Annotated in this window: 8 protein-coding genes and 1 pseudogene; 5 read left to right on the top strand and 4 right to left on the bottom strand. The window is 65.1% G+C overall.

All coding sequences use genetic code 11. The features are described from left to right. The 4 genes and pseudogenes from AC1DP3_RS17435 to AC1DP3_RS17420 form a co-directional block, all read left to right on the top strand. Positions 1 to 393, top strand: a pseudogene (locus tag AC1DP3_RS17435) (carbohydrate ABC transporter substrate-binding protein); the annotation flags it as partial. Positions 394 to 452: 59 nt separating this feature from the next. After that, the gene (locus AC1DP3_RS17430) at positions 453 to 1,385 is read left to right on the top strand and encodes a carbohydrate ABC transporter permease (protein WP_477295497.1); all 933 of its coding nucleotides are present in this window, start codon (positions 453 to 455) and stop codon (positions 1,383 to 1,385) included. Beyond that, complete coding sequence (locus tag AC1DP3_RS17425; RefSeq protein WP_477295495.1) at positions 1,382 to 2,212, top strand: carbohydrate ABC transporter permease; 831 nt, start codon at positions 1,382 to 1,384, stop codon at positions 2,210 to 2,212. The genes AC1DP3_RS17430 and AC1DP3_RS17425 overlap by 4 nt, the downstream gene beginning before the upstream one ends. Before the next feature lie 515 nt (positions 2,213 to 2,727). Continuing rightward, positions 2,728 to 4,347 (top strand): alpha-L-rhamnosidase-related protein, encoded by a 1,620-nt coding sequence (locus AC1DP3_RS17420; protein WP_477295493.1) that lies wholly within the window; start codon positions 2,728 to 2,730, stop codon positions 4,345 to 4,347. A 187-nt stretch (positions 4,348 to 4,534) separates the two neighbouring features. Here AC1DP3_RS17420 and AC1DP3_RS17415 read toward each other — a convergent pair whose 3' ends face one another. The 4 genes from AC1DP3_RS17415 to AC1DP3_RS17400 all read right to left on the bottom strand — a co-directional run bounded on the left by AC1DP3_RS17415 (position 4,535) and on the right by AC1DP3_RS17400 (position 10,308). Next, the gene (locus tag AC1DP3_RS17415) at positions 4,535 to 4,786 is read right to left on the bottom strand and encodes a hypothetical protein (RefSeq protein ID WP_477295491.1); all 252 of its coding nucleotides are present in this window, start codon (positions 4,784 to 4,786) and stop codon (positions 4,535 to 4,537) included. A 171-nt stretch (positions 4,787 to 4,957) separates the two neighbouring features. Next, on the bottom strand, positions 4,958 to 5,104 hold the full coding sequence (locus AC1DP3_RS17410) for a hypothetical protein (protein WP_477295490.1): 147 nt from the start codon (positions 5,102 to 5,104) through the stop codon (positions 4,958 to 4,960). Positions 5,105 to 5,496: 392 nt separating this feature from the next. Then, positions 5,497 to 6,504: a LacI family DNA-binding transcriptional regulator gene (locus AC1DP3_RS17405; protein WP_477295488.1), complete on the bottom strand. Its 1,008-nt coding sequence runs from the start codon at positions 6,502 to 6,504 to the stop codon at positions 5,497 to 5,499. A gap of 165 nt (positions 6,505 to 6,669) precedes the next feature. After that, positions 6,670 to 10,308, bottom strand: a complete 3,639-nt coding sequence (locus AC1DP3_RS17400) for a family 78 glycoside hydrolase catalytic domain (RefSeq protein WP_477295486.1) — start codon at positions 10,306 to 10,308, stop codon at positions 6,670 to 6,672. Between the two features lie 621 nt (positions 10,309 to 10,929). Between AC1DP3_RS17400 and AC1DP3_RS17395 the strand changes: the two genes are divergently transcribed. After that, the coding region (locus AC1DP3_RS17395; protein ID WP_477295484.1) for an alpha-L-rhamnosidase N-terminal domain-containing protein at positions 10,930 to 12,483 on the top strand (1,554 nt) is incomplete at its 3' end.

Raw genomic sequence — 12,483 nt, 5'->3', positions numbered from 1 at the left:
AACGGACTGACKGTGTGGATGCCGAACGGCGTGTACATCCCGAAGTCGACGGAGGGCGCCCAGCTCGACGCGGCGAAGAAGTTCCTCGAGTTCATCACCACGCCGGAAAGCTGCGAGATTCAGGCAGAGTCCACAGCTCCTCAGGGCCCTTTCGTTGTAGAGGGCTGCACGCTGTCTGAGGACGTTCCGGCGATGATCTCGGACCTCCAGCCGTACTTCGACGAGGGCAAGACCAACCTCGCGCTGGAGTTCCTCTCCCCGATCAAGGGACCTGCTCTGGAGCAGATCACCGTCGCCGTCGGATCTGGGATCACGAGCGCCAGTGACGGCGCGGCGCAGTACGACGAAGATGTCAAGAAGCAGGCTCTGCAGCTGGGCCTCGACGGCTGGTAAACCCCCATTGACCTGTCGGGGCCGGGCCCACAGCCCKGCCCCGACTGTCTGGAGACACAATGAGCACCACCACAGCCGGGCGCAAAGAGACCCGAGGGACAAATGCGCCCGCCCCGAAGCCCCCGCATCGGCGCAGGATGAAGAGTCCCTACCCAACCTGGTTTTTCCTTCCCGCAGGCGTTTTCTACGTTCTTCTGTTCCTGGTCCCCACGGTGGCATCGCTGTGGTTCTCCCTCACACGTTGGACGCTGTTCGACGTCGAGTTCATCGGTTTCGACAACTTTGTACAGTTCTTCAAGGAACCGCAGCTCGTCCAGGGGTTCATCAACACCTTCATCTATGCCTTCCTCACTTCGGCGGCAAAAGTTGTGCTGGGGCTCGCGCTGGGCGTGTTCCTCAGTACCCAGATCATCGGGCGCGGTTTCCTTCGGGCCGCGATCTTCTTCCCGGTGCTCGCCAGCACCATTGGCGTCGGAATCATGTTTAAGGTCCTCCTGGATCCGTTTGACGGCCCCATCAACGAGACTCTCGCCCTCATTGGAATCACCGGCCCGGGCTGGTTGACCGATCCATCTCTGGCACTCATATCGGTCGCTCTTGTCGACATCTGGAAAGGCGTAGGGCTCGCGACCCTCATCTTCATCGCCGGCATGGTGGCGATCCCGCAGGAGTACTTCGAGGCCGCGGAGATGGATGGCGCGAGCTTCTGGCAGCGCTTCCGCAGCATCACCCTTCCGCTCCTCCAGCCCGCGACAGCCACGGTCGTCCTCTTGTCGCTCATCGGTGGTTTGAGGTCGTTCGACCTCATCTGGGCGATGACGAAGGGYGGGCCCGGCTTCACCAGCGATGTCCTTGCCTCAGTCGTCTACAAGCAGTACCAGGCCGGATTCTTCGGCCTGTCCACGGCTGGGAACGTGGTCCTATTCATCGTCGTAGCCGCGATCATCTTCCCGCTGTCTCGGTGGCTCAACCGTGGGGAGGCGAGCGCGTGAGAAACAAGACCTGGCGGTGGACCGCCGGCATCATCGCCATCGTGGTCGCGATTGCGGTCTTCGTGGTGCCGTTCGTGTTCATGGTGTTCACGGCGGGCAAGACGCAGAAGGAAGCGTCGGCCCTCGAGTTCAGCTGGCCGACTGAATGGGTATTCTTCGACAACCTCGTAACTGTCCTCACGACACGCGACTACTTGATCGTGCGCGCCTTCATAAACAGCACTGTGCTCACTGTCGTGTCGGTGGCGATCATGGTCATCCTCGGCGCGATGGTCGGCTACGTGCTGCAGCGTCGTCGCTCACGATGGAATCCGCTGATCAACTTCTTCGTGCTCGCAGGACTCATCATCCCGCCCGCTGTCGTTCCCACGATCTGGGTACTCCAAGGTTTGGGCCTCTTCAAAACAATGGTCGGACTCATCGCGGTACATGTCGCGTTCGGCCTCTCGTTCTGCATCCTGCTCTTCCGCGCCTTCGTCGCCGGTATCCCTAGAGAGTTGGACGAGGCGGCAATCATCGATGGCGCCGGCCCTGTGAAGCTCTTCTTCCGCGTGATCTTCCCCCTGTTGAAATCGGTCATCGTGACGGTCGTCGTTGTGCAGGCCGTGTTCGTCTTCAACGACTTCACCTACGCGTTGTACTTCCTGCCAGGGGACGAGAACGCAACAGTGCAGTTGACGACGTACAACTACACGTCCCAGGCGATCAGCTCCTGGAACCTTCTGTTCACGAATGTCCTGCTCATCACCATTCCGCCGCTGGTCATGTACATCTTCTTCCAGCGTCAGATCGTGGCGGGCATGACCTCCGGCGCAGTGAAAGGGTGAGTCACGAGGGTCCGCTGCCGCGGACGGCGGAGGCCATTCGCGCTCACGTTGTAGATCGTTCGCCGCAGCCGTTCGACGAGTCGGAGATCGAGCCGTCGCCGACCGGAGTCCAATGGATGTATGGGGAAGGGCAATGCGAACTTGCGCTCCTGGCGCGACTCATCGACGACGGGTTCGCCGCGAATCGGCACGTCCACTACATCCGGAACTATGGGCGCATAGCGGTCGCGGCGACATTTCGCGCCGGGTTCGCGGGACCCGGCTGCGTTCGTCTGCGCGTCTCGGGCGACGCCAGTGTCACCGTGAACGGGCGATCGGCGGAGCTCGCCGCGGCGCAGGACGGGTACTTGACGTTCGAGTGCCCGAGCGGTGAAGGGGAGATTCGGATCGAGGTAGTGGGCGGCCCGGCAGTCGTCCCCGCGATCGCGGTTGATTCCCCGATGTCTGTAGGCCCATGGACGGCGAGTCTGGAGGGTGGGCCATGGGCGGCCGTGAGGCTTCGGGCCGGGGGTGACATGCCTCCGCACCTCGAGCCTGCTTCCACCGTTCTTCTTACCGCTCGGCACAACGGCGATGGCGTCTTCGACGTCGGCGCCCCGGTTCTGGGGCGGCCCATTCTTCCCGAGGGTGCTGCTCCGATCATCTCGACCGGGGAAAGTGTCKAGGAGGCGCTCTCGGACCCTTCGAAGYACGAAACGCGGCACGACGTCGTCCAACTGCCGGACGGCCGCTGGACGACGCGGCACCGGTTGGGGTTCCGCTACCTGATCATGGACGCGGCAATTACCCCGTCCGAGATTGACATCCAAGCGTCGGTGCTTGATGTGGCCAGACCCGGAGCGTTCGCCTGCTCTGACGATCAACTGACACGGATCTGGGCCGCGGCGCAGTACACACTCCGCACGTGCTCGCAGGGACTGCTGGTGGACGGCATCAAACGCGACCGGATGCCCTGGGCGGGCGACCAGGCGATGAGTACTCTCGCAAATGCTTTCGCGCTGGGCGAAGGCGGACTGGTCGCGGACGGCCTGGTCGCTCTGGGGCAGCCCGGTCACGGATACGTCAACGGCATCGCGGATTACTCGCTGTGGTGGGTCGTGAACGCCGACTTGTACATCCGCTACTTCGACGACCAGCAGTTCGTCGAGCGCTACGCAGAGCTGGTCCACTCCTTTGTCACCGACCTCGCGCAGTACGCCGACGACCAGGGCGTATTCCGGCCGGTCAGGCACCCAGGCGGGTTCGCGGACGCGGGACCCGGCTCAGTCTTCATCGATTGGGGCGTGACGCTCGAGCAAGGCCGCGACTCCGYTGCCCTGCAGATGCTCTGGTTCTGGGCGCTACGCAGTGCCGAGCGGGTGCTACGACGAGTTGTGCACCATGGCGCCGACACGTGGTCTGACCTCGCCGATCGTMTTGAGATGACATTGCGCGCTCGTGGCTGGACGAGTGCGCCCGGTCGCTGGTCCGATTATCTTGACTCTGCCGCGCCATMTCCTGCCCCGTACGCGAACTTCCTGGCCATCCTTGCCGGGCTGCACCCTTCCCCTCCGCCGGGCGTTTATGACGCAGCGTGGAGACACGGTGCCGGCACCCCCTTCATGACCGCACTTCGTCTTCGGGCCCTGATTCAGGCCGGTTCACACGATGAGGTCCTCGACGAGATTCGACGCGTATGGGGAGGCATGCTCGATCGCGGGCCCGGAACCTTTTGGGAGGAGGTGACCACCGACGGCGATCCACACAGCATGTATGGGCGACCATTCGGGCGCAGTCTTTGCCACGCCTGGTCTGCAGGCCCGGCGGCCATCATTCCCGAGGCGGTATTGCGAGTTGCTCCGCTCGCGGATGGCTGGGCGGAGTTCTGCGTCGATCCATGCCTCGGAGATCTCGAGTGGGCTTCTCTCGTCATCCCTGCGCCCGCGGGCGACATCGTGGTAGTGGCGGAGAAGGCTCGGGTGTCGGTCGAATTCCCGGGCGGCACCACGCTCGTGCACGCGGACGGGCACCGAGTCGAAGGGCCAGCGCAAGTCACGTGGCGTCACAGTCCTGCGGATCGCGCAAGACAACCCAAACGCGCTCGAGCCCGCCTTCAGGCGCGGCGTTCGGCGCTATCCAGTGAAAGCTGCGGCTGAGCCCAGTGCGACAAACGAGACAAGCGGCGGGGGGCCGTTCGGGTCAGATGTAGTTTCTCCAGCGCGTCCGCAGCGCCGCAATGTTCGGGGGCGCCTCGCCCTCCTGCCGTCGACGGAAGAGGGAGTTGATGCGCTCGAGGAACAAAATCGACATGACGATCACGAAGAGGATCAGTGCCGCACCGGTCTACGCCAGGCCCGATGCGGGCGAAGCGACGTTGAGCGCGAACACCACCGCTGCGATCATGGYCGTCGCTCCCATCATCGGTTGCAGCGGGTCGGCGCGGTACAGCGACCTGCGGAAGTCGGCCATGTACTGGTCGATCGGCATGCGAGCCCACAGTTTCAGGCGTTCGACCGCATAGAAGAAGATCACGCCGGCACATAGCCCGCAGGCCACCAACATGATGATCTMGGCGACTCGGGCGATGCTCAACATCTAGTTGCTCACCTCGATTGGCTCGCCGATGGTCGGCCGCAGGACGGTGCTGCCGGCCGGTGCTGCCAGCGGCGTGCGAACCTCTGCCTCGACCGCGGTGCATCTCGCGGGGAGGCGGCGCGAGCCGCCGTCGTGGACAGGGAGGACGGTTTCCGGCGCGACTACGCGCCTCTAGTCGATGGTCTCGGTGAGCTTCATCCATGGCGCCTCCGTCAGGAGCAGGAGGACATCGACCGGTAATTCGGGAACGGCGAACGCGTCGCCCGGCGCACAGATGCGCCTGGCGATCAGATAGCCGAGGTCGATCGGAACGGGCACGTTGGGGTACACCTGCTCATACGCCCCTGTTGAAACGGCGACCGAGACCCCGCMAATTTCGCGGTGACCATGCTCGAGAACAATGACGCCTTCGACTCCGGCCCCTGCTGGCGGGCGTCTCGCCGGAATGAGCCAGAAGGCCCCGGCGCGGATCCGCGGCCGCCCGCCCCATCCGGTCAGGGAAACGAATCACGTCGCCGATTGCGGGGCGGAGCACCGTCGTGCAGAGTGGGGCGAACTTCCCGACAGGCCGGTCGCGGAACGCGGCGACGTCCTCGTCCAGGTTTACTCAACGTGAGACTCGAGCCGGGAAACTACACCAGCCAAGGGGACATCACCATTAGCATTCCCTCTGAGAGGACTTCACGGGGTGAAGTACTGCCCGCTTCTGTTCAGCGAACGCCCGTCGAGGCGCGCGCCACGAGCTCGGCTTGGAACACGGTGTGCCGTGGCACGACATCGTGATCCTTCTCCTCTTCGAGCAGGATCCGCATGGCGGTCCGACCGATCATCCGACTGGGCTGGCGCATGGATGAAAGCGGCACCGCGGCTGCTGCCGCGAACGAGATGTCATCGAAGCCGATGATGGCTATATCTTCGGGAACCCGGATCCGGCCGTCCCTCGTAAGCGCCTGGAGGATCCCGAGGGCGACGAGGTCGTTGACCGCGAAGATGGCGTCCGGCCAGTACTTGACCTCGCGAGCGAGGAGCCGACTACCCGACGCAACGCCGGCCTCGACCGACATCCCTTCGAGCGGAATCGAGCGGATCTCGACGTCGACGCTCGACTGGGCTGCGGCKAGTCGCGCACCCGCCAGGCGATCGAGGGCCTGCTGGAACGGAAGAAGACCCCCCACGACCGCGATCTTGCGACGGCCCTGCGCGATGAGGTGCTCGACGGCGAGTCGCCCGCCCTCGACGTTGTCGACCGAGACCGAGGAGAATTCCTTGTCGCCGAACCGATCTATCAGGACGGGGCGAATGCCGCGCTGCGCGAGCGTGCGCAGGCGAGCGTCGATGTCGCCGAACGGCGAGATGAGGATGCCGCGCACCTCCTGGGCCTCGAACAGATCGAGATAGAGGTTTTCGCGGTCCGCGTCCTCGTCCGCATTGCCGTACAGGACGGCGATCCCCCGAACCGCGGCTTCGTCCTCAGCGCCGCGGACGATGTCGGTGAAGAACGGGTTCTGGCCGCTCATGACCACGAAGCCGACGGTCGACGACGGGCCGCCGCGCAGAGCCCGCGCGGCGCGGTTCGGCACGTAGCCCAGCTCGGCGATGGCCTGCTGAACGCGGACGAGCGTATCGGCCGCGACCTCGCCGGGACGATTGATCGCGTTCGAGACCGTCCCGATCGAGACGCCCGAGCGTTGTGCGACGTCACGGATGCTGGCAGCCAAAGGATCTCCCTCAGAGCGGGTTCGCGGGTGCGTGGCCCCTCCGTTGCGCTGTCAACGGTCCGCGGATCGACGGAGCAATTCAATCACTTGCGACGAACGCCGCGCGCACGAAAGCGGCGCCCGTCCTCCGAACGGGCGCCGCTTCCGCGCGTGGTAATTCGCCGACTATTTTGCCTTCGTCGCCTTCGAAACCTTGACGACGGTCACGTTCGTCGTGACCTTGCCCTCGGAGTTGGTGAAGGTCGCACGGTACGAAGCACCACTGTCGACCAGCTGGGCCGGGAAGGTCAGCGTCGCAGACGTGGCCCCGACGATGGCGGTCCACGTCTTCGTGCCCTTCTTCTGGACCTCCCATTGCACGGTGGGTTCCGGGGCGCCCGTCGCCGCGGCAACAAGCACGACCGAGTCACGTTCCGTCACGGTGAGCGTCGCCGGGGGCTGGCTTGACACGACAGGTGAAGCGGGCTTCGCCTTCACGGTGACATTCGCAACATCGGTCGTGATCGATCCAGCGTGGCTCGTGAAGACCGCGCGGTACTGCGCGTTCTCCGTCACCGTGAGACCGAGCGTGCCGCTCGTCGCACCCGCGACATCGGCCCACGTGGACCCGCCATCCTTGCTGACCTGCCACTGCGCCGCCGGAGCGGGCACGCCGCTCGCCGCCGTCGTGAACTCGATCGGCGTTCCCGCCTCCACCGAGGTGGACGGCGCGGGCTGAGTCGTGACAGCCGGAGCGACCTCCGCGTCGAAGGTGAACGAGCCAGGGCCTACCTTGTATACGGCGTACTTCCCGTCGACCCGCACGAACTGGGCGGCTCCACCCTGCACGTAGGCCTTCGCGCCGCCTGTCGGAGCCCAGACCTCGGCGGTGGAGTTGGCCGAGACGGTCACCGAAAGCGTGACAGGCCCGGTTCCCTCGCGGTTCCACTCGCTGCGCGCCTCGCCGTAAGGCGTGACATAGGTGCCTTTGACATGGCCGAGGTCGCCGACGATCTGCGGGCGGATGACGAGATCGCGGTAGCCGATCGAGCTGTCCGCCTGACGGATGCCCGCCAGTCCCGCCGTGAACCACTCGTCAATCTGCAGAAGGATCATGTGGTTCTGCGACTGGCGCAGGTCCCAGTACTCGGGGATGGTCGTGAGGCCCCCTGGGTGCTTCGCGGTGTCCTGCAGGAAGAATCCATAGCTCGGGGCAGTGTCCTCCTGCAGGAGGTCCCAGAGCACCTCCTCGCGACCGTTGTTCATGAGCGCACGCGTGACAGGCCCGAGTCCGATCATGCCGGAGTTGAGGTGAGCGCCTCCGCCATTCGGGTGATACGCGTAGATCATCGCCACGAGGGCGTCCAGCACGTCCTGTCGGTCCTCGTCGCGCACGATGCCGTAGTCCAACGCGATGCCCTGAGCGGTCTGCCCGCCCGTCGAGCTGGTGGGGCTGATCGTGTAGCGCCGCAGGCTCGGGTTCCAGAACCGCTCGTTGTACGTGCTGCGAACGTTGACCGCGAGTGCGACGTACTCGTCGGACTTGGCGTTGTCGCCGAGCGCCCTGGCGAGCTCAGACATCTGGTTCGCCATCTTGAAGTAGGCGCCCGTCGCCGTCATCGCGCGGTTGGTGTCGCTCGTCACTGCAGAGGCCCAGTCGCCGAGGCCGTTGTTGACGAAATACTGGTCGGATCCGGTCGTGCCCGCCGTGCGGCGCGTGCGGATGTAGTCCATGTAGAGGACCATCGAAGCCCAGTGCTMGCGCGCCGTGTCGAGATCGCCGTAGTTCTTGTACAGCCAGAAGGGCGTTAGGACGATCGCGCCACCCCAATTGAGGTCGTTGCCGAGGCCTGAGCCCGACAGACGCACCTGATCGTTCGGCGTCGTCGACGGCACGAATCCCGCGTCGATGCCGACCTTCGTCTGCGCGTCCTCCATCGCCTGCATCATCGTCTGCAGGTAGGAGCGCATGTCGAAGTGCTTGTCGATCGCCGGCATCGACTGAATCATGTCGGCGAGCCAGCCCGCCTTCTCGCGGTTCGGGCAGTCGGTGAAGTACGACTGCATGTTGCTCATGATCGAGTAGTGCGACATCTTGTGGATGCGGTTGATGCGCGCATTGTCGGTTTCGATCGAACCAGCCGACCGAGTCGTCGCCGCCGTCTGCAGGCCGCTGACGAGGTCGGTCGTCGGCGTGTAGCCCGCCGGCAGACCGGTCACCTGGACGTACTGGAAGCCGTCGTAGCCGAACTGGGGGTGCCAGGTCTCGCCATCCGGGTTGCCATACGTCGTGTACGAGTCGAACGTCTGCGTGCCCGTCGTACCGACGCTGCCCTCGACCATGTCGAGAACGGCAATCAAGCCCTTGTTCGCGCCGGATGTCTCGAACGACTCTCCGAACTGCATGCGGACGTTGGTGCCCGCCGGGAAGCTGCTCGGCGTCTTGACCTGCACGAAGCCCGAGAAGGCCTGCCCCATGTCGAACATCCACGTGCCCGGGTGTCCTTCTACCTCCCAGACCCGCTTCGCCTGGAACGTGTCGACGATCTTGACAGGTTCGGCGGTGCGCTCCACGAGGTCGGTGTCGAGGTTCGGAGTGCCCACGATGCCCGCGTCGATCCATCCCGTCGGCGAGCCGTCGCGTCGCGTTGCCGTCGCGGAGAGATCACTGCCCACGAGGTTCCAGCCGACCTGCTCGAGCCGCGCGTCGTAGTCCGAACCGCCCCACCAGTTGTCCGATGTGGTCGGGCCCGTCGCGGTCCGCCAGGTCCGATCAGACTGGATGTTCGTCGTCGTCCCGTCGGTGTATGTGAGCTCGATGCGGGCGATAAGCCGCGGCGTGACGCGCGTGTTGGGCGAGTCGCGATGCCCTGAGCGGGTGACCTCCACACCGTCGGCGTGAGCCGACGACAGAGCAGTCTGGAGCGTGACCGTGCGCGTTCCCGCATCGATCGCAGTGATCCGGCGCTGCTCGAGGCGCACACCGTCGTCGCCCGCGTCGACGTTGAGCGTCTGCCCCACGAGGAGGCCTGTCACGCTCGCGAGGACGACCGAGGTCGCACCGACGGCCGTTGCTCCCGAGAGCGCGGTGGGAACGACGCCCGCGCCGACGATCTTCGAGTACGGGTCCGTGCGGCCGGTGGCCGGGTTGTACATCCGCTGCTCGAACGCCTCGCCGTTGCCGAGCTCGATGCCGAGCGTGTTAGCGCCCGACTTCACGAGATCCGTGATCGCATAGCCGCGATAGGCCGCCGAGACCTGCTCGTTCGTGCCGCCGGGTGCGAGCACCTCGTCGGTGATTGCCTGACCGTTGAGAGACGACACCGCGACGCCCAGGCCCGACAGGTAAAGCCGCGCCTTGGCGAGGGTCTTGGCGGGGTTGACCTCGAACTGCTTGGCGAAGACCGGAAGCGCGCCCGTGTCGCTGCGCGTCGGGTGCTCGATCCACTGCGCGGCGCCCCAGTCGGACAGGTTCAACAGACCCATCTCGAAGTACGCAGGAGCACTCCACTCGGAGGCGACGCCATCCTGGTTCCACGTGCGGACCTGCCAGAACACCTCCTTCCGAGACGTGAGCGGCAGGCCCTTGTAGACGGCCTGCGCGGACTCGGACGAAGCGACCTTCCCCGAGTTCCACAGATCCGCAGTCGTGGTGAGCCGTGCCAGAGTGCTCGCCACGCGCACTTCGTATGCAGTCTGCCTCGCGGCGCCGTTCAGCACCCAACTGAACGACGGCGTCACGTCTCCGAACGCGTAGAGCGCCCCCGCCCGGCCGTCGACCCGGAGGTCTATCGGCGCGGTGGATTCGGTTGCCGCCGTCGACACCGACTGGGTCTCAACAGGCGCCGCCGTCGYCGGCGTGGCAAKGCAAGTCGGCAGCACAAGCGCAGCCGCCAGAACGACGACGGTTGTCATGCGGGCGGTCGCTGCGTCGGTTCGGCGCCAGACGGTTCCTGGTCGACTGGTGGGAGCGTGGGTCATTGTCTCTCTCCTTTGAGGCGTAACCGGTGCGCGGAACCCCGACCCTGATGGCCTCAGTCAGTGTTGAACTGATTTGAATGGATTCAGCGACGTTCACCCTACGCATCCCCGGCATCGGGCGTCAACGGTTTGGCCCCGAAGTTGTTCAACGTGTCCGTTCTCCATGCCGGCCGCTTGGTCAACACCTTCATTCGTGGCGTCGTGCCCCTGATCCTTCAGTGAAATGGGCCTCTCGACTCACTGCTCCCCGCTCTCGATGTGCGTCGCGGGGGTTGAACGAAGAGTTCTGAACAGTTCAACCGCAGAGACTGAACGTTTAGGTGGAGCGAGGGGGAGTTGACTTGAGTAGAGCGGTCTACGTAGGGTGAGCCGACGTTCTTAACGTTTCAACCGATCACAAAGTCGTGCCGGGTTCGCGCGCTGTCGCGCTCCTCCTGTGACGACGATGGCCTAGGAGGCAACAAAGTGAGTTCACATCCATCACCAGGGCGCAGGCTCGGTGCGCTCGGAGCGACAGGCGCTGCGGTCGCTCTGGTCTGCACCCTCGCCCTTCCGATGGGGGTTGCGGCGACGGCCGCACCCCTCACGAGCAGTCTCGCGGCGTCGGCATCCGAGAGGGTGTTCGTCGATCAGCTTCGCGTCGAGGGACGAGCAGACAGCCCTCTGGGCCTGGGGGATCCCGCGCCCACGCTGGGCTGGGTGCTCCACGGCTTCGCCGCTCAGACTGGGTATCAGATTCGCGCGGCGAGCACGGAGCGCGGTTTGAAGGAGCCCGACCTGTGGGACTCGGGCCGTGTCAACTCGTCCAACTCGACGCAGGTGAAGTGGGGCGGGAACCCGTTGAAGTCGCGTCAGATTGTGTACTGGCAGGTGCGCGTTTACGGGCCCGGAGGCGACGCCTCGCCATGGAGCGCGCCCGCGACGTTCGAGCTCGGTCTTCTCGACACTTCGGACTGGGGCAACGCGCGCTGGATCGAGTATCCCGGTCGCTCACAGGACCAGGCGCTCCCCATCTTCGCACGAGCCTTCGACGTGCGGTCCGACAAAGCCGTCAGCACGGCGCGGCTCTACGTATCCGGCCTCGGCGTCGCAGTGCAGACGATCAACGGCCAGGCGGTCACCGACGAGGTGCTCGCACCCGGCAACACGATCGAGATGCGCTCCGCGGAGTATCGCGCCTACGACGTCACGAGTCTGGTGGGTGCCGGCAGCAACACCATCGGAGTCGAACTCGGAAACGGCACCGCGTACTCGCAGCGCGTCCAGAATGCCAGCACCGGGCGGACCGTCCCGTTCGTGCGTTGGCTGACGACCACTCCTGCGAGCAGTCAGAGCACGGAGGCGATCTCGGCCGGAGCCACGTCGGTCGCGGTTCGCAGCGCCTCCGGATTCGCAGTGGGCCAGACCCTCAACATCGATACAGGTGATGGCGGTGACCGTCTTGAAAGCCGGTTGATCACGGCCGTCAGCGGCACCACCATCACCTTCGACACTCCGGTCACAGCGGATCATGCTGCGGGCGTCTCACTTGGCACCTCTGGGCCCGTCACGCAAGCCCACGCAGGCGTCACGCCCCGGGTGATCGCGAGGCTCGAAGTCACCTACGCCGATGGTTCATCGGACTCGATCGTCACCGACCGGTCTTGGCAGACGGCACTCGGTGCGACGACCAACGACAACTGGTTCTCGGGCAGCGACTACGACGCCCGGCGGGAGCAGGTGGGTTGGAACAGTGCATCTGCCGACCTGAGCGCGACCGCGACCCGCCGCAATGGCGAAGCTACTGGGTGGGTCCCTGCTGGCATCGCGCCAGCCCCGAGCCTCTCGAMTGACCTGATCGAACGCTCCGCGGAGACAGTCAAGATCGTCGACTCGTTCACCCCCGTCAGCGTCACGCAGGCGACGCCCGGAGTGTGGGTGTTCGACATGGGTCAGGCATTCGCCGGCTTTGCGCAGCTGAAACTCCCGGGCTCGATCCCGGCGGGCACGACGGTGAAGATGTGGCCCGGCGAGATGCTC

This window comes from Microbacterium sp. P5_B6, from assembly GCF_056400345.1.
The sequence above is the reverse complement of the archived record's forward strand: the minus strand, read 5'-3'. Positions and strand labels throughout refer to the sequence as shown.